The organism is Clavibacter nebraskensis NCPPB 2581 (assembly GCF_000355695.1).
Taxonomy (GTDB): domain Bacteria; phylum Actinomycetota; class Actinomycetes; order Actinomycetales; family Microbacteriaceae; genus Clavibacter; species Clavibacter nebraskensis.
Genome location: NC_020891.1, coordinates 1,217,556 through 1,238,885 on the forward strand (window position 1 = coordinate 1,217,556; position 21,330 = coordinate 1,238,885).

Genomic DNA, 21,330 nt, shown 5'->3' on the forward strand with positions numbered 1-21,330 from the left:
TGCTCGAAAGGGAGCACTCGGATGCGTCTTGCACGCCGTCTCACTCCACCGCCGTCATCGTCGCCCTGGCCCTGGCCCTGGCCCTGGTCGCGGAGATCTTCGTCGCCCTGCCCGCCGAGGCCGCGACCACGCCGACCCGGCCCGTCGCCTCCGTGCCGGCGCTCACGTCCGACGACGTCGACGTCGCCACGCCGACGATCCCCAGCGGCTCGGTCGACGCCCCCGCTCCCGCCTACGCCCAGGCTCCCGCCGACCCGAGCGCGCCGGCCGCCGACGCCTCGGCCGTCTCGCCCTCCTCGCTGTCGGCCTCCGCCGTCGCGCGCCCCCGGCGGGCGGCATCGGCGAGCCAGCTGCAGGACTCGGCCCAGCTCGTGTCCCAGTCGAAGTTCCAGGACACCTACGCCAACGACGACGGCACCGAGTCGGCGGTGCTCTCGCAGACGCCCCTCAACGTGCAGGACACGAAGGGGGACTGGGTGCCGGTCAACACGGACGTGACCGTCCGGTCGTCCGGGGCGGGTGTCGTCCCCGACCACCCCCTCGCCCCGCGCTTCGCCGACTCCGCGTCCGACGCGGGCGTCCTCACGCTGCACCACGACGGGCACGTGCTGAGGTACACGCTCGACGGCGCCGCGGACAGCCCGCTCGAGCGGCCCAGCGCCGACGAGGTGCAGTACCGGGACGTGTTCCCGCGCACCGACCTGCACTACGCGGTGACGGCCGGGCAGGTCAAGGAGGAGCTCATCCTCGCGGCGCCGCCGGTGCCGGCCGCGCCCTCGTACACCTGGCACGTGAGCGCAGCCGGTCTGCACGCGGCGCAGGACGCCGACGGCTCCATCCTCTTCACGGACGAGACCGGATCCGTCGTGTTCGGCATCCCCGCCCCGCGCATGTACGACTCGAGCGGGATCCCGGACGTGCAGGAGCCCGCCGACGCCCCCGTCGCCACGACGCTGACCGCTGACGGACGCGGCTGGACCATCCGGATGACGCCCGATCCGGCGTGGCTCGCGAGCCCCGAACGCGCCTACCCGGTGCACGTGGACCCGTCGTCCGTCGCGTCCTGGTCGAACGACCAGCACGCGTACAAGTCCGACGGCACCCGGCTCACCGACGGCACCGTCCGCATCGGCAACGCGCGGGACCACGGCGACAAGTACTGGCGCACGGTCGAGCACTTCGACTACGAGCAGCTGTTCGGCAAGCAGGTCCTCAGCGCCCGCATCGACGGCTCGTACTACAACGGCGGGACCAGAGCGCTCTTCGGGGGATCCATCAGCGCCGCCACGTCGTTCTCCTACAACGGGGTCGGGGATCGCCTCAGCCAGTTCGCCATGTCCGACAACGGCTCCGCGCAGGACGACCGGCTCACCGACGAGATCGCGAAGTACGTGCGCGACGGCTCGCGCGGGGCGTACCTCATCATCGGCGGCGACGAGCGGCCCGGCGTCTACACGTACAAGTCGATCGCGGTCGCGCTCGTCGTGACCTACAAGGACATGCCCACCGCGGGCCCGGCCATCGCGCCCTCTCCCGCCGACGGAGCACGCGGTCCCGTGATGCCCACGCTCGCGATCTCGGGCACGGACCCGGAGGGCACCGGGCTGCAGTACTTCTACCGCATCAGCGCCGGGGACGATCCCGAGGTGGCCCCGGTGTGGGAGTCGGGCTGGGGCGCCCAGCAGGTGAAGGTGCCGTTCGGCGCGTTGAAGCCCGGTACGAGGTACCACTGGAAGGGCTACGTCAAGGACGGGTACGACGGCGTGCACGGCACCTCCACGCTCGGCATCTCCTCCACGTGGAGCTTCACCACGAACACGCCGGCCATGACGGCGCAGGCCGGTTCCGCGCCCGTCGACGGGTCCGTCATCACCACGACGAGCCCGACCCTCACGGCGCCGACCATCTCCGATCCCGACGGCGACCCCGTCAAGTACCGGTTCCAGATCGCCTCCGGGGCCGACGGCACCACGGGCGCCGTCGCCACGTCCGGCTGGCAGGCGGGCACGACGTGGACGATGCCGACGAACTCGCTGCAGGACGGCGGCCGCTACACGTGGTCGGTGCGCGCGTCCGACGGGTACGACGAGCCGCCGGTGACGTGGACGGACAAGATCCGGGTCGACCTCCGCGTCGGCGACGCCGGACCCGCCCCGACGGACACCGCGGGTCCCGTCAGCGTGAACCTCGCGAACGGCAACATCGGGCTGCGCTTCGCGTCGCCGACGGTGCAGACCGTGGGCGGCAGCATGGGCCTGGGCTTCAGCTACAACTCGATGCAGGCCGGCTCCGGCGGGCTCCTCGGCCGCTACTACGACGGCGCGGCTCCCCTCGGGGACGGCGACGCGTGCCACGCGGACGCCGGCACGCTCGCGACCACCCGCACCGATCCGTCGATCTCCTTCGACTGGGGAGACGGCTCGCCCGCCCCCGGAGTCGACGCGGACGACTTCTCCGCCAAGTGGACTGGGTTCCTGCACGTGCCGACCACCGGCACCTACACGTTCGGCATGACCCGGGACGACGGCGGCTGCGTGCGCGTCGGGGGATCCACCGTGTACTCCGGGTGGCGCGACGACCACGTGGCGCAGGACACCACGGGGTCCACGCCGACCGCCCTCACGCAGGGCACGCCCGTGCCGCTCGAGGTCGACTACTTCGAGCACGCCGGCGAGGCCGGGGTCTCGTTGTGGGTCACGGACCCGACGGGCGCGCAGTACGTGGTGCCCGCCGACTGGTTCACCCGCACCGTGGACACGCTCCCCGCCGGCTGGTCGTCGACCACCGCGCTCGAGGGCGACGCCGGCGACTGGTCGCGCGCCCAGGTCACGGACTCCGCGGTGATCCTCACCGACTCCTCCGGGACCGCGCACACCTACACGCGCACCGCCGGCGACGGATCCGGCACCGGTTACACGGCGCCGACGGGGGAGCACGACCGCGTCTCGCTCGACCAGTCGCGGCAGGTCGTCGTGACGGGCGACGACGGGACGATCACCACGTTCGACCCGTCGGGTCGCGTGCAGGGGGTCACCGGGCCCGGGGACGCCCTCAAGCGGGCGACGCCCCTGTCGACGCGTCGACCCGGGACGGGCCTCGTCGACCGCGTGTCCGACCCGCTCTCCGCGCTCGGCACCCCGCCGGAGACGTACGGACGCGAGGTGCGCTTCGCGTACGCCGGCGACACCGCCGCGTCCGTGGGCCTCGACGCGAAGGACACGGACTCCACGGGATCGGCCTGCCCGGTCGCGGCCGGGTTCGCCGCGCCGCCCGCCGACATGCTCTGCCGCATCGTCTACCCGGGTCACGTCGCGGGAGCGACGGACACCACGCGCCTCTCCTACGACGCGCACGGCAACCTCGTGCGCATCACGGACCCGGGGGACGAGGTCACCGACCTCGCCTACGACGGCGGGCGTCTCACCGCGGTGCGCGACGCGCTCGCGGACGACTGGCTCGCGGCGGACGCGCGACGCACCGCCGACGCGAACGTCGCCACGACCATCGCCTACGACGCCTCCGGCCGCGCGACCACCGTCACGCTCCCGGCGCCCGACGGCGTCACGGCCGCGAAGCGCCCCACGAAGACATACGTGTACGGATCCGGCACGACCTCCATCGACGTGCCGGCGCTCGGCCTGCCCGCCGGGACGCACGCCTCGACCGTGACGTACGACGACGCGTGGCGGCAGACGAGCATCACCGGTCCGTCGGGGCTCACCGCCTCCTCCGAGTGGAACCAGAAGGACCTGCCGCTGGCGTCCGTCGACGCGCAGGGTCGGAAGTCGACCACGATCTACGACGCGCAGGACCGCCCGACGGACTCCTACGGTCCGGCGCCCGCGTCGTGCTTCGGCTCCGACCGCGTTCCCACGGCGGCCTGCGCCGCGACCACGGCGCACTCGTCGACCGGCTACGACGGCGGCCTGCATGGGCTCGACGCGGTCTGGTACGACAACGGCCGGCTCGCGGGAGCACCTCGGGCCTACGGGTTGGGCGTCGGCAACGCCGACGGCAGCGTCGACCAGGACTGGGGGAGCGGCAGCCCGGCGGCAGCCGGCGACGGCTTCCCGTCGGACGGCTTCTCGCTGCGGCTGACAGGACTCGTCACGGCTCCGCAGGACGGCGACTACACCTTCGCCACCAAGGCCGACGACGGCACGCAGCTCTTCCTCGACGACATCCCGCTGATCGACGCCTGGGGTGCCAACCCCGGCACCGAGGTCCGGGCGAACCACGCCGTGCACCTCGCAGCGGGGCAGACGGCCCGCATCCGGCTGCAGTACAACGAGGGCCAGGGCAACGCGGCGCTCAAGCTCGAGTGGCAGATCGGCAATGCCGCCACCGTCGTGGTGCCAGGCAGCGCGCTCACGCCCGACTACGGGCTGCAGACGAGCGTGACGGCGGCCGACCAGGCGCCGACGGGCGTGGCGGGCATCAGCGCCTCGCAGATCTCCTCGGCCACGTCGGTCACGCAGTACGACGAGCCGTGGCTCGGCATCGCGACCGCGTCGGTGGTGGATCCGAAGGGCCTGGCGCTCACGCACTCCACCACGCACGAGGCGCGCGGCTCCGGATACCTCCGGCGCCTCACCCGCACGCTGCCCGCGCAGGCGAACGTGGCCACGACGACCGCGTACTACGGACCGACGGAGACCATCGCCTCCGCGTGGGGCGCCAGCGGCAAGGTCTGCGGCGTCGACTCCTCCACTCCGCAGTACGGGGGGACGAAGACCAGCACCGGAGCGAAGCCCGCGTCGGGCGACGCCATCGTCACCTCCTTCGTCTACGACGTGATGGGGCGTGCGGTCGGATCGAAGCGCTCCGGCGACGCCGACTGGTCGTGCACCTCCTACGACGCCCGGGGGCGGGCCACCTCGAGCACCACGGCCGCCTTCGGGTCGGTCGCGGCGCGCACGGAGAAGACGGACTACGCGGTCGGGGGTGATCCGCTCACCGGAGCGGTCTCCGACGGCGCGGTCACCGGATCCACGAGCGGCGGCACCGTCACCACGACGGCGAACCTCCTCGGCCAGGCGTTGAAGTACACCGACGTCTGGGGGACGGTCACGACCATGTCGTACGACTCGGCGGGCCGGGTCACCTCGACGGTCGCGACGCCGCCCTCCGGCGCGGCGCACACCACCTCCTACGAGTACGACATCGACTCCCGGGTCGACGTGATGCGCGTGGACGGCAAGGTCGTCGCCGATCCCTCATACGCGAAGGGCGAGCTCACGGGGATCACCTATCCGTCCGGCACGACCGGCGCGGGCAACGGCTCGTCGCTCTCCGAGATCACGCGGAACGGCGCAGGCGCGGTGACCGGCGTCGGCTGGTCGTTCCCGGGCAAGCAGACCGCCGTCACCGATCGGGTCGTCCGCTCGCAGGCGGGCGATGTCCTGCAGGACACCACGAGTGACGGGAGCACGAGCAACGACTCGACGTACTCGTACGACGCAGCCGGACGCCTCGTCACCGCGGTGATCCCGCACCACCGCCTGACCTACGGGTTCGACGCGCTTGCCGGATCCGCCGCCTGCACCCAGGCCGGCGCGGTCGCGGCGGCCGGGCGGAACGGCAACCGCACCTCCTCATCGGACGTGCTCGACGGCGGGACCCCGACGACCGTGGCGTCCTGCTACGACGGAGCGGACCGGCTCATCGGCACCACGGTGGCGAACGCCCCCGCGGACGCCTCCCCGGTGAACCGCTCGCTGACCGCGACCCAGCTCGCCTACGACGCGCACGGCAACACCGTGCAGCTCGCGGACGAGACCCTGTCGTACGACGGCGGGGACCGGCACACGGCCACGAAGCTGGCCGACGGCTCGTCGGTGACGTACCTGCGCGACGCGACGGATCGCATCGTGCAGCGGACGGAGACGACCGCGGCCGGCGTGAAGACGGTCACCCGGTACGGCTTCACGGGAAGCGGCGATGCGCCGGACTTCGTGCTAAACGTGTCGAGCGCGGCGACCGAGTGGGATCTGCCGCTGCCGGGTGGCGTGACGGCGGAGTTCCGCACCGGGTCGGCCGTGTGGTCGTACCCGAGCATCCACGGCGACATCCTCGTCACGGCGGACCAGGCCGGGGCGCGTGCGCCGGGGCTCGCGGTCTACGACCCGTTCGGTCAGGTCGAGGATCCGAAGACGGGTGTGCTGGGCACGGTGACGGCGAACCAGTCGGGTCCGGACACCCAGCAGGGCAACGCGGACTACGGGTGGCTCGGTCAGCACCAGAAGCTGTCGGAGCACCTGGGCGGCATCGCGACGGTGGAGATGGGGGCGCGGCAGTACGTCGCGGCGCTGGGGCGGTTCCTGCAGGTGGATCCGGTCGAGGGCGGGACGGATGACGACTACGCGTATCCGAACGACCCGGTTAACGCGGTGGATCTGACAGGTCAGTGGCGCGGCGGGATCTTCGCGTCCATCATCAGCTGGTTCCACCTCATGAAGCCGCCGGAATACGGGCCTGGCGGCGCGGGTGGCGGAAGTCGTGGCGGGTTCCCCTCGTCGGGGGAAGGCGAAGGGGGAGGGGGCGCACGCGAGCGCGGTCCCCGAGAGAATGAGCTGCGCGGGGCTTCTGCTGGCAAAGCGAGGTCTCAGAATTTCTCGAACGCGAATGCGGCGGCCGTGGCGAAGAAGCTCGGCTTCGTCAAGACGAATTACCGTTCAGACGGCAGAGCGGTCTTCACCGACGGCAGGAGGTTCATCACTCGCGATCAGGGCTCGCGGAATGAACAAGGCGTTCACAAGGGGGGGGTACTGGAAGATGGCTGATTCCGTCAAGGGACTCGGAAGCAAGAGCACCCGCATGGGCACCTACAATAGGAGACTGAAGAGGGTAGGAGATTGAGCATGACGAAGACGCCGATGTTAGAGGAATGGAACCTCCACATAAACCCTGATTCCGGACGGCTCGGTCCGATGACCAAAGTGCTCCTTTGGCTTGCGAACCGCTCATATCAGCTGTGCGCGGACCCCTGGTCGTATGTGGTCATCTCGTTGGATCGGCAGCGCGTCGAGCTGCTGGTCGCCCTCATCGAGCATTCCGACGGCGGATCCGCTTCCTCGGCCGAGAGTGATCTGAGGCAGCGCGTCATTCGTGTCCTTGGCGACCGTTTGGCGCAGTCCAAAGACTTTTACACCACTCGTTCTGGGCAAGACGTTGAGCGCGATGAGATCTTTCCGGAATACGTCGTGTCGTTTTTGTTCTCACGTCGCGCGGCAGTGGCGTTAGCCAGTGCGCTCCGTTTGTTCACGAGGGCCACGCAGATAGACCTGTTCGATGCGAGAAAACGCCTAGTCTTCTTCTTGGATCGTCGCTCCGCGCTGATGCTGAGGGATCTCCTAACTGCCCACGACCCTCGAATGCGGGATGAAGACTTCCGTGACGAGCTCATTGATACTACGCATGAATGGCTTCAATTGCATCGTGAGTGACCCGTTCTCGTCCCGGAAGCAGATCGTCTGCGGGTGAGACCTCAACTCGGAGTGCTGTTTCGGCTAGCGGCAAAGGGCGGGTTCGTAGCCGCTCTATGCGGCAGGGTGGTACGTGGTAGCGCTTGGGTGGATGAGCTCACTGAGGAAAAAAAGTGGACCGTGTGTCGCGAGGCGAAATGCGTGGCATCCGAAACGAGACTTCACAATGAGGACCCGACCGAGAAGGTGCGACCTTGATGCAATCACCTGACGATGTCGTGTATCTACATTCGATGCAGTTCCGAGGCGATTTCCAGCGCTTTCCGCGTTTCGTTCGTCTGGCGGTCGCATCCCGCACGAGAGGCGCGTCTTGGAGCGTGGATCCTCAGAGCGACATCGTCATCTTCGTCGATGGTCGTGTCGCTCCTGTTCTCCATGGCATTCTGGACGGGCGACGCGGCTCCGGCGAGGAAGAAGGGTTCCGAAATCGGCTATTGCAGCGGATCGATCGCCTCCTCGATTCTGATGGCGTGCTGCACGCGCCGGTCGGGCCACCGACCGGCGCGGATGACGTGCATTTCCCGATATGGGCGGTACTCAACCTCCTCTCCCATCGAGCCGCCGCCGACATCGCGCGGATCGCTCTGCTCTCGATCCTCATCGGAGAGGTGTCCATCATGGATCCGGAAGCGTCCATGCCGGTGATCCTCGATAGATCTCTCGCTGTGCTGGTGAAGCATTACTTGACCGAGGAAGACCCTTCCTTCGAGTCTCGTGAGGCGATGGCGCACCTGCGTGATCATCTCGAATACTTCATGTCCTATGCCGCGGTGCGTGAGGGGTCGAGTGCGGTCACTTTCCGACCCGGTCCCGTCGTCCGGGCTGTCCGTCGCCTTCAGAGGAACCTGAATGTGGGTCGCTGACGACGGGGTGTTCCACGTCGAGTACATGTGGGGCGCCCGCGACCTGCTCTCGGACGAGGCGTCGCGCGCCCTGCACCGGGCGCCGGGCTCCGCCTACCGCGCCCTCATGCGGGACGTGATGGAGACGCTCTCGGACGTCTCCGATCATCTGCACGAGTTGACGGGGTGGGGCGATCAGGCGTCCTTCGTCGAGGAGCCCATCCCGGTGGAGCTCCTCGCACCGCTTTCCGCCGCGAGGACATTCGGCGAGGCGAGGCACGAGCTGATCCACCTGCCGTACGACATCGATCCGCAGTGGCGGCTCGACGCGGCGGGGGTCTGCTGGGACATCGTCAGCACCGTGGGCCGGGAGCGGCGCCGCGTCGGTTCTCGGGTGCGTCGGCTCGGTGGCCGCGTCACCTCACGTGAGCACAACCTGCTGCGCGGGCGTGGGCGGCCATCGTGATCCGCCTCTGGCCCCGCCGCCCTCGCGTCATGTCGGAGCAGGAACCCCGCCTCTGCCACCTCCGCAACCCCGCCGTCCCGCCGTCCGACGAGTGGCTGCCGTCCGGCATCGCCGGCCGCATCCGTTTGCCCGGGTACTCGCACCCGTGGGTGATGGCGCGGCGCAACACGAACGACTTCTGCCTCCGCGACGACGCCTACCGCCTGATGCTCCCGGAGGACGAGTTCCAATACGGAGACGGCGAGGACGAGTGGATGGTCGGGACTGCCGAGTCGGCGTTCGAGCCGTGGCCGCAGGAATCGCTCATCGACGTCGTCGCGACCGCGCTCGACGTGGAGTGGGACACGTCCCCCGAAGCGTGGGAAGAGGCCCGCGCCTGGTTCGTGGAGGCTTCGAAGCGCCCGTGGGAGAGCTTCACCACGGAGGAGCGCCGGTCGATGGAAAGGCTCCTCGGCCGGCGCGAGGAGAAGACCACCTGCGGGTACTTCGACGACGGTCCCTTCGGCGGTCCCCTCTGCGTAGGGGCGCGGGTGGCATGACGCAGGGCCGCGCCCAGTCCTCCACCACCCCGCGCATCCGCCATGCTGTTCCCTGAGCGTGAGGCGGCACGACCGCCCGCGCGGATCCCGTCCCCCCACCCCGGAGACCGCCATGACCGCTTCCGCGTCCGAGCCCCTGCCCACGCCGATCGCCCCCTCTCCCGACGAGCCGACCACCGCGGGGATCCCGCACTCCGTCATCGAGGACGTGCTGGGGATCCTCACCGGCACATTCGTCGCCTCGTTCGGGCTGTTCCTGCTGCGGGACGCCGGCGCCGTCACGGGTGGCACCGCGGGTCTCGCGCTGCTGCTGAGCTACACGGGCGTGCTGCCGTTCGGCGTGCTGTTCTTCGTGGTCAACGCGCCGTTCTTCGCGCTCGCGCTGTGGAAGAAGGGGTGGCGGTTCACGCTCCGCACGGTCATCTCGGTCGCGCTCGTGTCGGCGTTCTCGACCATCCACCCCCTGATGGTCACCGGGCTTGAGCTGCAGCCCGTCTACGGCGTGCTCGCGGGGAACCTGCTCGTGGGGATCGGGCTGCTCGTGGTCTTCCGGCACGGATCCAGCCTGGGCGGGTTCAACATCGTGGCGCTCATCGCGCAGGAGCGGTTCGGCTTCCCGGCCGGGTACGCGCAGATGATCCTCGACGTGATCGTGATCCTGCTCGGCCTCACGGTCGTGCCGGTGGAGGGCGTCGTGCTGTCCGCGCTCGGTGCCGTGCTGCTCAACCTGGTGCTCGCGCTCAACCACCGGCCGGGGCGCTACACCGGGATCTGACCCGCGGCGGTCAGGCGCGGGAGGTGGCGCTGCCCGGCGCGGCTCCTGCGTGCGGTCGTCCGCCGACCGCGTCGGCCGGGTGCCGCAGGTACCCGCGGCGACGTAGTCCGACCTCGAGCGGCAGGGTCGCGAGCGGCGGGATGGCGGCGACGCCCGCGAGGAGCGCGGGCTTCCAGCCCCAGCGGAGGCGGATCGCGGCGACGGCCGTGACGATCACGTAGAGCACGAACGCGGCGCCGTGGAGCCGGCCGAAGACGTAGACGCCGAGCTCGGTCGTCTCGGTCACGTACTTGAGGAACATGCCGACCAGGAGGCCGGTCCACGTGATCGCCTCGACGACCGCGACCACGGCGAAGAGCCGGCCGAGGCGCGACGGGCGGTCGGAGCGGTCACGGGTGCCGCGGACGAGCGCCGCGAATCCGGTGGCCGACGCGGCGGGGGAGCCAGACGATCCCGCGGGGCGGGCCCCGGGCTCGGCGTGCGGGGCGGCGTCGGGGTGCGGGGCGTTCGTCATGGGGCCTTCCGGGGCAGGGGGATCGACGGGGATCCGACGGGCGGGGCAGGTCGCCGCCCACGGTACGGGGCGGCATCGGGTGGGACCTGTGGGCGGGAGTCGGCGTCCCCGTCCGAGGCGTCGCCGTGCACGTGGCATGTGCATCGCCTGTGAGCCCGGCGTGAGCGGGGTCCTCACCGGACACGTGTCACACATCACCGGCGGGGTGTGCAAGCATTTCCACAAGAGGTGAAATGCGCCTCGACGATCTGGGGGGATCAATTGGGGGAGCACCACTCTGCTGTCCGCCGTGCCTCGACACGGCGGATGCGCACCGCATCCGCGCGCGCACGTCTCATCGCCGCCATCACGGGGCTCAGCCTCGGGGTGACGCTGCTCGTCGCCGTGGAGCCGGGCGCCGCGCCGGCCGAGGCGGCGACGACGGGCAGCGCGGCGTCGACCGCGCGCGTCATCGCGCCCGGCACGAGCGCCGTGTCGCCGGCCGCGACCGAGGGTGCGCCGACCACGGCGTCGATGATGCGAATCCTGCAGGCCACCGCGGCCGCGGCGCCGTTCACCGCCACTCCTGCGCCGGTCATCACCGGCAAGGCCGTCATCGGCCAGCGCCTCCTCGCCACCACCGCGCGCTGGACCCCGGCCGCGACGACGAGCACGTACGCGTGGCTCGTCGACGGCGTGCCCGTGAGCGGGCAGACCAGCACGGCGTACACCGTGCGCGCCGCCGACGCGGGATCCGTCATCACGGTCGCCGTCACGGGCAGCCGCTCCGGCTACGACGCCACCACGCAGACGAGCGAGCCGACCGCGACCGTCCCGACGCCCGTCGTCGCGCCGTTCACGGCCGCCCCGACGCCCACCATCGCCGGATCCCCGCAGGTGGGCTTCACGCTCACCGCCCGGGCCGGCACCTGGACCCCGTGGCCCACCTTCTCCTACGCCTGGACCCGCGACGGCGTGCTCATCGGCGGGCAGACCGGCGTCACCTACCGCGTCACCGAGCAGGACCGCGGCGCGGCCCTCGCCGTGACGGTCATCGGCACGAAGACCGGGTACGCCACGACGTCCCGGACGAGCGACGCGATGACCGTGCCGGGCTCTACCCCGACCCCGACCCCGACCCCGACGCCGACGCCGACGCCGACGGCTGCGCCGACGCAGGCCCCGACCCCGACGTTCGCCCCCACGGAGACGCCGGCCCCGACGCCCGCGCCGACGACGCCGGCCGCTGCGCCGTTCACCGCCGCCGCGACGCCCACCATCGCCGGCACCGCGCGCGTCGGCTTCACGCTGTCCGCGCGGGCCGGGGTGTGGACCCCGTGGCCCACGTTCTCCTACGCGTGGCTCCGTGACGGGGTCGTGATCGCCGGGCAGACCGGCGCGACCTACCGCGTGCAGGCCGGGGACGCCGGATCCCGCATCAGCGTCACCGTGACCGGCACGAAGACCGGCTACGCGACGCAGTCGCTGACGAGCGCGGAGCTCCCGGTCCCGGCCGCGAGCACGCCGAAGCCCACCCCGACGCCGACGACACCCGCGCCGACCCCGATGCCGACCACGACGCCGGGCACCCCGACGCCCACGCCGACCGCGGCGCCCCCCGTCCCGACCCCGGAGCCCACCGCTCCTCCCGCGGACGCGCCGTTCTCGGCCGCCGCCACCCCGACCATCGCCGGCACCGCCCGCGTCGGCTTCACGCTGTCCGCGCGCGCCGGGGTCTGGACCCCCTGGCCGACCTTCTCCTACCAGTGGACGCGCGACGGCGTCGCGATCGACGGCCAGACCGCGGTCACCTACCGCGTCCAGGAGGGCGACCAGGGCGCCACGATCGCCGTGGTCGTCACGGGCACGAAGACCGGGTACGTCACGCAGTCCCTCGCGAGCGACGGCCTCCTCGTGCCGCTGCCCCAGCCGACGCCGGAGCCGACCGTGCCCACGCCGGACCCGACGCCCGCCCCCGACGTCGCGTTCGAGGCCGTCGGCACCCCGTCCATCACCGGCCTCGGCCGCGTGGACTACACGCTCAACGCCAAGTCCGGCACGTGGTCGCCGTGGCCCTCCTTCTCCTACGCGTGGATGCGCGACGGCGTGGTCATCCCCGACCAGACCGGCGCGAGCTACCGGGTCGTCGCGGGCGACGTCGGCACGAGCATCTCGGTCGCGGTCACCGGCACCAGGACCGGGTACGTCACGCAGACCGCGACGAGCCCCGGCATCGCCGTCGTCGCGACGCCCGTGACCCCGCCGCCGCCCGCGCCGGCCGTGCCGTTCGAGGCGACGACGACGCCCGTGATCCAGGGATCGCCCGTCGCCGGCAGCCCGCTGCGGGTGGAAACGCCCGCGTGGACGCCGGAGGCCGCCGCCTACTCCTACGCCTGGGCCCGCGACGGCGTCACCGTGCTCGGCGCGACCGACGCGACGTACACCGTGCGCCGCGCGGACGCCGGGTCGCGGATCACCGTGACCGTCACCGGCACGCGCTCCGGTTACAAGGCGACGAGCGTGACGAGCGAGCCGACCGCGGTCGCGGTCGACGCCCTCGACGTGCCGCCGTCCGAGCCCGCGCCGTCGCCCGACGACCAGCCGTTCACGGACGCGCCGACCCCGACGATCACGGGGGACGCGACCGTCGGATCCACCCTCACGGCCGAGACGCCCACGTGGACCCCCGAGGCCACCGCGCTCTCCTACGTGTGGCAGCGCAACGGCGTCGTCGTCCCCGGACGCACCGCGTCGACCTACGTGCCCGCGCCGCGCGACGCCGGATCGCAGATCACCGTGACCGTCACCGGGCGGGCCGACGGCTACGCGCCCACGTCCCGCACCTCCGTGCCGCGGCAGATCGCCTCGACCGGGGAGGGCTACGACGTCGTCGTGATCCTCGGCCAGTCGAACGCGCAGGGCGTCGGCACCGGGTGGGATCCGGCCGTCGACGTGAGCGTGCCCGGCCTCGACCAGCTCGCCGGCAGCGGCGCCAAGGCCGGGCAGATCGTGCCCGCCAAGGACTCGCTCAGCCACGTGACCACCTGGACGACGTCCGGCGGCGTGCAGGCCGTCGGCCCCGGGATGGAGCTCGGCCGGCACATGCTCGCCGACGCCCGCCCGGGCCGGAAGGTGCTGCTCGTCCCCGCGGCCATGGCGTCCACCTCGATGACGGGCGACGGGACCTACGCCTGGAACCCGGCGGACACCCGGTCGCGCATCAACCTGTTCACCCGCGCGCTCGGGCAGATCGACGCCGCGCTCGCCCAGGATCCCGACAACCGCCTCGTCGCGGTCGTCTGGGCGCAGGGCGAGTCCGATGCGACCCGCACCGCCGCCGCCGACTACCAGTCGATGCTGCTCGACCTCGTCGACCGGCTGAACACCCGCTACGGCGCGGTGCCGTTCCTCATCGGCGGCATGGTGCCCGAGTGGCTGAACGTGTCGTCGCTGCGCCAGGCCATCGACACCGCGCAGCAGGGCATGCCCGCGCTGCGGGCGAACGTGTCCTACATCCCGGGAGCCGCGGGGTACAGCAGGGCCGAGGACTCGATCCACTACACGGCGGCCGGCGCGCGGGCCATGGGCGACAGGTACTTCGCCGCCTACCAGCGGGCGACGGGGGCGGTCCAGCTGTCGAGGTAGGGGAGGTGCGGCCGGGGGCGTTGCCCCGCCGTGCTCCCCTCGGCGTCAGCAGCGGTCGTCGTGGTCGTCGACCGTCCGCTCGCCCGTGAGCGCGCCGACGGGCACGGTGCACGCGTCGCCGCGCCACGCCTCGACGCCCTCGCGGACGGCGAACGCGGCGATGGCGAGCCCGGCGACCGGATCCGCCCACCACCAGCCGAGCCCGGCGTCGAGCAGCAGCCCGACGAGGAGTGCGGCGGAGAGCCACGCGCACACGAGGGTCTGCCGGGAGTCGGCGACCGCGCTCGCGGAGCCGAGCTGCATGCCGGTGCGGCGCTCGAGCAGGCTGAGGGCCGGCATCACGGCGAGGCTCAGGGCCGCGAGGACGATGCCCGTCGTGCTCGGGCGCGCCACGGATCCGCCCGCCAGCGCGAGCACGGCCTCGACGCTCACGTAGGCCGCGAGCCCGAGGAACGAGACCGCGATGAGCCGGAGGGCCGTCCGCTCGCGCGCCTCCGGATCCGGCGCGGAGAACTGCCACGCGACGGCGGAGGCGGCGAGCACCTCCACGATCGAGTCGAGCCCGAAGGCGACGAGCGCGGTCGACGACGCGACGGCGCCCGCCGTGAGGGCGACCACGGCCTCGACCGCGTTCCAGGCGATGGTGCCCGCGACGATCCAGCGGATGCGGCGGCGCAGCACGTCGCGGCGGGCGATCGTGAGCGTCGGCGCGGAGGCGAGGCCGCTCACGCTCCCGCCTCGCAGCAGCCGGGATCGCAGAGCGCCGGATCCGCGCAGGCCCGGTCGTCATCCACCGCGAGCACGACCTCCACGAGCGCGCCGAGGCCGCGGGCGATGCGCGGATCCTGGATCTCGTACCGCGTGCTGCGCCCCTCCGGCACCGTGCGGACGATGCCGCAGCCGCGCAGGCACGTCAGGTGGTTGGAGACGTTCTGCCGCGTGAGGCCGAGCGTCTCGGCGAGGAGCGCGGGGTAGGCGGGGCCGTCGAGCAGCTCCATCAGGATGCGGGCGCGGGTCGGATCCGAGAGCGCCCGGCCGAGCCGGGTCATGACGTCGAGGCGGGGAGCGAGGGTGGGCACGCGACAACGGTACAGCGCTCGCTGTATCCATGTCGAGGTCTCCCGCCGCGCCGGTCTGCCAGGATCGACGGGACGCCCGACCCGCGGGCGACGTCCCGACCGGAGGATCCATGGCCGAGCGCATCCCGCACGTCGTCTTCGTCTGCGCCCGCAACGGCGGCAAGTCCCAGCTCGCGGCGGCCCTCATGCGGCACGCGGCGGGCGACGCCGTCGCCGTCACGTCCGCGGGGACGGATCCCGGCACCTCGCTCAACGCGCTCGCGGTGGAGTCGCTCGCCGAGCTCGGCGTCGACGTGGCGGGCGAGCGCCCGAAGCCGCTCACCGACGACATGGTGCGCGAGGCCGATCTCGTGGTCGTGCTCGGCGCGGAGGCGCACGTGGACGGCGACCAGGACGTCGCGGTCGAGACGTGGATCACGGACGAGCCCAGCGAGCGCGGCATCGACGGCATGGAGCGGATGCGGCTCGTGCGCGACGACATCCGCGCACGGGTCGAGGAGCTGCGCGGGCGGCTCGGCGTCGTCGCGGGCGCCCCGGACGCGCGCTAGGCGTCGACGGACGCGCGCCGGTCGACGCGGCGCGCGACGAGCGCGTCCACGTGCAGCTCGAGCACGCCCAGCGCGCGGGCGCTGCGGGCCGGATCCGGCTCCTCCACGAGCAGCTGCAGCGCGAGGCCCGCGACGAGCGCCTGCAGGTGGTCGGCCTCGGCCTCGGGATCTGCGTCGGGCCGCAGTAGGCCCGCTGCGCGCAGCTGCGCGAGCTGCTCCAGGCACGTCTCGCGGGCGGCCGCGTGGGCGGCGGCCCGCACCTCGCGCAGGCGCGGGTGCGAGGCGGCGTCGGCGAGGAGCGCCGCCGTGACCTCGGCCTCGGCTCGGCGCGCGTCGTCGAGGGGCAGGTGCTCGGCGAGGATCCGCACGGCCCGCCGGCGCGCGTCGGGGTCGGCCCGCCGCGCCCGGATGCGGCCGTCGACGCGGCGGGCGACGAGCGCGGTGGCGTGGGCGACGAGGTCGATGCGGCTCGGGAAGCTGTGGCGGAGGGACCCGGTGGAGAGGCCCGCCTCGGCGGCGACCGTGCGCACGGAGACGGCGCTCGCGCCCTCGCGCCGGATGACCCGCCACACCGCCTCGGCCACCTCGTCCTCGCGGCGGGCGTGGTCGATCAGGCGGGGCATGGCGTCACGGTAGCACCGGGATCCGTCGCGCTCGCGGGCCTCCCGGCGAACGCCTCCCGAACGGTAGCGTTGATCGGATGACCGCCTTCTCGCCGCCCTGCGGCCCCGTCGTCGGCTGGGCGGACGGCGACGTCGTCCGCGCGACCGGCATCCCCTACGCGACCGCCGCCCGCTTCGCGCCGCCCATCCCGCACCCCGACTGGACGGAGCCGCGCGACGCGACCGCCTGGGCCCCCGCGTGCCCGCAGCCGCCCATGGAGGAGCTCGACGCCGTGCTCGGGAGCTTCGCGGACGTCGCCGTCGACGAGGACTGCCTGCGCGTCTCCGTCACCATGCCGGGCGACGTGCGGCCGGACGACGCGCTGCCGGTGATGGTGTGGATCCACGGCGGCTCCTACGTCTCGGGCGCGGGCGACGTGCCGATCATGGATCCCGCCGCCCTCGTCGCCGAGCAGCGCGTGGTGGTCGTCACGGTCACCTACCGGCTCGGGCTCCTCGGCTACCTCGGCGACGGCCGCGACCGGCCCGCGAACCTCGGCCTCCTCGACCAGCTGGAGGCGCTCCGCTGGGTCGCGCGCAACATCCGCGCGTTCGGCGGGGACCCAGACCGCGTCACCGCGTTCGGGCAGTCGGCGGGCGGCGACGCGGTCGCGCACCTCATGGCGGTGCCGGAGGCGGCCGGGCTGTTCCGGCGGGCGATCGTGCAGAGCGCGCCGCTCGGCATCTCGCGGGGCCGGCGCCGGATGGCGGCCGCGATGGCGCGCGCCTCCCGCAGGCTCACGGTCGACATGCCCGTGGAGGAGGTGCTCGCGCGGCAGGCCGTGATCGAGCGCGCCGCCGCGCCGTTCGGGCTCCTCGGGGCGATGCCGTTCGGCACGCAGTACGGGCATGTGCCGCTGCCGCCCGAGTCCCGGATCGACGCCGCGTGGGACGCCGCCGCGCCCGGCGTGGACGTCCTCATCGGCAACACGGCCGAGGAGGCGCGACTGTGCCTGCCCGGGATCCCGTGGCTCGCGCGCCTCACGCGCCTCCCGGTGGTCGGGCCGCTGGTCCGACGCGCGACCCTCGCGGCGGTCACCGGGATCGTCTACGGCGTCCCCGGTCGCCGCTTCGCCCGGCGGCACGCGCGCGCCGGCGGCACCGCGCACCGCTACGTGATCCGCTGGTCGGCGCCCGGCAGCCCGTACGGCGCCGCGCACACCGTGGACCTGCCGCTGCTCTTCGGCGACGAGGAGGCCTGGCGTGGCGCCGGGCTCCTCGCGGGGGCCGACTGGGAGGGGATCCAGCGCGACGCCCGCCGGGTGCGGCAGGTCTGGGGCGACTTCGCGCGCGGGCGGATCCCGACACGGCAGCTGATCCCGGGCGTGCTGGAGTTGCGGCGCGTGGGGGGCTGACCCGGCCCGGCGCGCGGGTCACCCGCTCGGGGGCCGCGGCGCGTCGGGCCGGCGGGCCGCGCGTCCGGCAGGGCGGAGGTGCACGCGCGCCGGTCGCCCGCCGACGCGTCCGCCCGTCGACGCGTCCCCCCAGGAGTCCCATGACCGCGCCCTCGTCCCGCCCGTCCCGCGCCGCCCGGGACCGCCGCGGCACGATGGTCGTGATGGGCGTCTTCCTCGCCGTGGTGCTCGGCTTCTCGGTCTCCGTGGCGCTGCGCGACGGCACCGTGCCCGCGTGGGCGTGGCTGGGGCTCACGGTCGGCGGCATCGTCACGGCGCTGACCCTGTACCGCGCGCGGTCGCGGATCGTCACGTGGCTGCTCGTCGCGGTGGTCGTCGTCGGCGTCGCGGTCGCGCTCCGGCTCTCCGGGCTGGCGACGGCGATGGTGCACTGGCTCCTCGCCGTGCTCGCCGGGGCGTTCCTGTCGCGACCGGAGTGGCCGTGGATGCGCTCCCCGGAGGAGCGGCAGCGCGAGCGGCACCCGCGGCCGCTCGCGAGCATCCGGCCGTGGTCCGGATCCGGCCTCACGGCGTCGCTCGCCGAGGTGCCGATCGGGCGGCGCGGCGACGTCGAGACGGGCGTGCGCCTCAAGGCGGGCGACGTGGTCGCCCGCGTCCGCGTCGACGAGCTGCACCGGCTCGTGACCGGCCGGGCGGGCATCGCCGAGTCGGTGGACTCCGACGCCGCGGGCCGGACCGTCTACTTCACGCGCGTCGACTCGTCGTCGTCGGACTCGATCGTGGGGGAGGTCCTCGTCGGCCTCCCGGGGGACGCGCTCGCGTTCCTGCCCATCGCGGATCCGATGCCGGCGGGGTCGGCGGCCCTGCTCACCGGATCCGACCTGGCGTCGTTCCGGGAATGGGCGCTGACCATCCCGGAGCCCTGACCCGCCCGGGCGACCGGGCGCGATCCGGCGCCGGTCAGGCGAGCACGGGCCACGGCTGGGGCGCCCGGTCGTCGCTCACGAGGAGGCCGGCGAGCCAGTCGTCCTCGCGGCCGTCGCGGCCCGGGGCGCCGAGGCGCGCGATCCCCTCGAAGCGGAAGCCGAGCGCGCGGGCGACGGCGGCGGACGCGGCGTTCCCCGCGTACGCGCGCCAGCCGATGCGGGCGAGGCCGAGCCCCGCGGACGCGTCGAACCCGTGGTCGACGACCGCGGCCGCCGCCTCGCGCATGATCCCGCGACCGCGCGCGCCGGGCGCGAGCCAATACCCGATCTCGGCCGCGCCGTCCGCGATGGCGTGCAGCCCGACCGTGCCGACGAGCGCGTCGCCCTCGACGACCGCCCACGTCAGGCGCTCGCCGCTCGCCCAGCCGTCGGGGCAGAAGTCGGAGACATAGGAGACGGCGTCCTCGCGCGCGTACGGCACGGGCACCGGCACGTAGCGCTGGATCCCCGGGTCCTGGCATGCGGCCGTGATCGCGTCAACGTCGTCGAGCGCGGGCGGGCGGAGGGCGAGGCGCGCGGTGCGGAGGGTGACGGGATCCATCGCGCCACGCTATCGGCCGGGCACCCGCCGTCCGCGGCCGGACGCGACGACGGCCCGCCGCCTCCGGAGAGGGGACGGGCCGTCGGGACGGTCAGCGGATCAGTCGCGCGGCTTCCGCCCGCGACGCTCCGGGGCCGCGCCGCGCTCGGCGGCACGGGGGCCGCCGCGGTCGGGGCGGATGTCGATCGGGCGGCCGTTGATGACCGTGCTCGCGAGACGGTCGAGCTTGTCCTGCGGGAGCCCGGCCGGCAGCTCGACGAGCGAGAAGTCCGGGCGGATGTCGATGTGGCCGAAGTCCTCGCGGCTGAAGCCGCCCTCGTTGGCGAGCGCGCCCACGATCTGGCGCGGCTCCACGCGGTGGCGGCGGCCGACGTCGATGCGGTAGGTCGCCATGTTGCCGCTGCCGCGCGCGGGACGGGCGCGACGCTCGCCGCGGTCGTCGCCGTCGCGGCCCGGGCGGTCGTCCCGGCGCTCGCGCTCGACGCGCGGCGGCCGGAGGTCGTCGGCCGAGAGGAGGAGCGGGGTGTCGCCCTGCGCCACGATCGCGAGCGCGGCGGCCACGTCGGACTCGACGACGTCGTGGTGGTTGACGTAGTGGCCCACGATGTCGCGGAACGCGTCGAGGCGCTCGCGGTCCTGCAGCGCGGCCGTGATGGCGTCGTCGAAGCGCGTGAGGCGCGTGACGTTCACGTCCTCCGCGCTCGGCATGCGCATCTCGGTGAGCGGCTGGCGCGTGGCCCGCTCGATGGCGGTGAGGAGGCGGCGCTCGCGGGGCGTGACGAAGCTGATCGCCGCGCCGCTGCGTCCCGCGCGTCCGGTGCGGCCGATGCGGTGCACGTACGACTCGGTGTCGATGGGGATGTCGTAGTTGACGACGTGGCTGATCCGGTCGACGTCGAGCCCGCGGGCCGCGACGTCGGTGGCGACGAGGATGTCGAGCTTGCCCGACTTCAGCTGCTCGACCGTGCGCTCGCGCTGCGCCTGGGCGACGTCGCCCGAGATGGCGGCCGCCGCGTACCCGCGGGCCCGCAGCTTCTCGGCGAGCGTCTCCGTCTCGTTCTTCGTGCGGACGAACACGATCATGCCCTCGAAGTTCTCGACCTCGAGGATCCGCGTGAGGGCGTCGACCTTCTGCGGGTACGAGACCATGAGGTACCGCTGCGTGGTGTTCGCCGAGGTCGTGGTCTTGTTCTTGACGGTGATCTCCTCGGGGTCCTGCAGGTACTTGCCCGAGATGCGGCGGATCTGCGCGGGCATCGTCGCCGAGAACAGCGCGATCTGCTTCGACTTCGGCGTGTCCGCGAGGATCGTCTCCACGTCCTCCGCGAAGCCCATCTTGAGCATCTCGTCGGCCTCGTCGAGCACGAGGAACTTCAGCTGCGAGAGGTCGAGGGTGCCCTTGTCGAGGTGGTCCATGATCCGGCCCGGGGTGCCGACGACCACGTGCACGCCGCGGCGCAGCGCCGAGAGCTGCACGCCGTAGCCCTGGCCGCCGTAGACGGGCAGCACGTGCACGCCGCGCATGCCGGACGCGTAGCGCTCGAACGCCTCGCACACCTGGAGCGCGAGCTCGCGGGTGGGCGCGAGCACGAGGGCCTGCGGGGTCTTCTGGGAGACGTCGAGGTTGGAGAGGATCGGCAGCGCGAACGCGGCCGTCTTGCCGGTGCCGGTCTGGGCGACGCCGAGGACGTCGCGGCCGGACAGGAGGGAGGGGATCGTGGCGGCCTGGATCGCGGAGGGCGTCTCGTAGCCCACGTCCTTGAGTGCCTTGAGCACCTGGTCGGAGAGACCGAGGTCGCTGAAGGTCGTGCGGGGGGCGGCGTCCGCGTCGGGGGTGGATGCGGTGTCGTCAGTGCTCATGCCTCAACGGTAGGGGGTCGGGGGTGCTGCGCGCCCCACCTCGCGCGGATCGGGC

17 protein-coding genes are annotated in these 21,330 nt (G+C 73.0%); 11 read left to right on the forward strand and 6 right to left on the reverse strand.

The window, feature by feature from the left end:
* Positions 1-152 precede the first annotated feature (152 nt).
* The 7 genes from CMN_RS05775 to CMN_RS05800 all read left to right on the forward strand — a co-directional run bounded on the left by CMN_RS05775 (position 153) and on the right by CMN_RS05800 (position 10,106).
* Positions 153-6,782: a PA14 domain-containing protein gene (locus CMN_RS05775; RefSeq protein WP_041465246.1), complete on the forward strand. Its 6,630-nt coding sequence runs from the start codon at positions 153-155 to the stop codon at positions 6,780-6,782.
* The gene (locus tag CMN_RS15565) at positions 6,775-6,858 is read left to right on the forward strand and encodes a toxin C-terminal domain-containing protein (protein ID WP_227077779.1); all 84 of its coding nucleotides are present in this window, start codon (positions 6,775-6,777) and stop codon (positions 6,856-6,858) included. The genes CMN_RS05775 and CMN_RS15565 overlap by 8 nt, the downstream gene beginning before the upstream one ends.
* 2 nt (positions 6,859-6,860) lie before the next feature.
* On the forward strand, positions 6,861-7,445 hold the full coding sequence (locus tag CMN_RS05780) for a hypothetical protein (protein WP_015489910.1): 585 nt from the start codon (positions 6,861-6,863) through the stop codon (positions 7,443-7,445).
* A 236-nt stretch (positions 7,446-7,681) separates the two neighbouring features.
* Complete coding sequence (locus CMN_RS14960; protein WP_015489911.1) at positions 7,682-8,347, forward strand: hypothetical protein; 666 nt, start codon at positions 7,682-7,684, stop codon at positions 8,345-8,347.
* Positions 8,334-8,792, forward strand: a complete 459-nt coding sequence (locus tag CMN_RS05790) for a hypothetical protein (protein ID WP_015489912.1) — start codon at positions 8,334-8,336, stop codon at positions 8,790-8,792. Before CMN_RS14960 ends, CMN_RS05790 begins: the two co-directional genes overlap by 14 nt.
* 29 nt (positions 8,793-8,821) lie before the next feature.
* Positions 8,822-9,331: a hypothetical protein gene (locus CMN_RS05795; RefSeq protein ID WP_174545009.1), complete on the forward strand. Its 510-nt coding sequence runs from the start codon at positions 8,822-8,824 to the stop codon at positions 9,329-9,331.
* Between the two features lie 112 nt (positions 9,332-9,443).
* Positions 9,444-10,106, forward strand: a complete 663-nt coding sequence (locus tag CMN_RS05800) for a YitT family protein (protein WP_015489914.1) — start codon at positions 9,444-9,446, stop codon at positions 10,104-10,106.
* Positions 10,107-10,116: 10 nt separating this feature from the next.
* Here CMN_RS05800 and CMN_RS05805 read toward each other — a convergent pair whose 3' ends face one another.
* Complete coding sequence (locus tag CMN_RS05805; protein ID WP_227077759.1) at positions 10,117-10,620, reverse strand: DUF3817 domain-containing protein; 504 nt, start codon at positions 10,618-10,620, stop codon at positions 10,117-10,119.
* A 306-nt stretch (positions 10,621-10,926) separates the two neighbouring features.
* Between CMN_RS05805 and CMN_RS05810 the strand changes: the two genes are divergently transcribed.
* Positions 10,927-14,244 carry a sialate O-acetylesterase gene (locus CMN_RS05810; protein WP_227077760.1) on the forward strand — a complete coding sequence of 1,106 codons (3,318 nt, stop codon included), beginning with the start codon at positions 10,927-10,929 and terminating at the stop codon, positions 14,242-14,244.
* Positions 14,245-14,289: 45 nt separating this feature from the next.
* Here the strand turns inward: CMN_RS05810 and CMN_RS05815 are convergent, their stop codons facing one another.
* Together CMN_RS05815 and cmtR are read right to left on the reverse strand one after the other, a co-directional pair.
* Complete coding sequence (locus tag CMN_RS05815) at positions 14,290-14,973, reverse strand: cation efflux transmembrane domain-containing protein (RefSeq protein ID WP_015489917.1); 684 nt, start codon at positions 14,971-14,973, stop codon at positions 14,290-14,292.
* Positions 14,970-15,323, reverse strand: a complete 354-nt coding sequence (gene cmtR / locus CMN_RS05820; protein ID WP_015489918.1) for a Cd(II)/Pb(II)-sensing metalloregulatory transcriptional regulator CmtR — start codon at positions 15,321-15,323, stop codon at positions 14,970-14,972. The genes CMN_RS05815 and cmtR overlap by 4 nt, the downstream gene beginning before the upstream one ends.
* A gap of 110 nt (positions 15,324-15,433) precedes the next feature.
* Between cmtR and CMN_RS05825 the strand changes: the two genes are divergently transcribed.
* Positions 15,434-15,871, forward strand: a complete 438-nt coding sequence (locus tag CMN_RS05825) for an arsenate-mycothiol transferase ArsC (RefSeq protein WP_015489919.1) — start codon at positions 15,434-15,436, stop codon at positions 15,869-15,871.
* Here CMN_RS05825 and CMN_RS05830 read toward each other — a convergent pair.
* Positions 15,868-16,494, reverse strand: a complete 627-nt coding sequence (locus CMN_RS05830; RefSeq protein WP_015489920.1) for a TetR/AcrR family transcriptional regulator — start codon at positions 16,492-16,494, stop codon at positions 15,868-15,870. The two genes, CMN_RS05825 and CMN_RS05830, sit on opposite strands and share 4 nt — an antisense overlap.
* Before the next feature lie 77 nt (positions 16,495-16,571).
* Between CMN_RS05830 and CMN_RS05835 the strand changes: the two genes are divergently transcribed.
* Positions 16,572-17,888, forward strand: coding sequence for a carboxylesterase family protein (locus tag CMN_RS05835; RefSeq protein WP_015489921.1), 1,317 nt, complete (start codon positions 16,572-16,574; stop codon positions 17,886-17,888).
* Between the two features lie 140 nt (positions 17,889-18,028).
* Positions 18,029-18,814, forward strand: a complete 786-nt coding sequence (locus CMN_RS05840) for a hypothetical protein (protein ID WP_015489922.1) — start codon at positions 18,029-18,031, stop codon at positions 18,812-18,814.
* Between the two features lie 34 nt (positions 18,815-18,848).
* Here the strand turns inward: CMN_RS05840 and CMN_RS05845 are convergent, their stop codons facing one another.
* Both CMN_RS05845 and CMN_RS05850 read right to left on the reverse strand, forming a co-directional pair.
* Positions 18,849-19,415, reverse strand: coding sequence for a GNAT family N-acetyltransferase (locus tag CMN_RS05845; protein ID WP_015489923.1), 567 nt, complete (start codon positions 19,413-19,415; stop codon positions 18,849-18,851).
* Positions 19,416-19,514: 99 nt separating this feature from the next.
* Positions 19,515-21,275 (reverse strand): DEAD/DEAH box helicase, encoded by a 1,761-nt coding sequence (locus CMN_RS05850; RefSeq protein WP_015489924.1) that lies wholly within the window; start codon positions 21,273-21,275, stop codon positions 19,515-19,517.
* Positions 21,276-21,330: the final 55 nt, after the last annotated feature.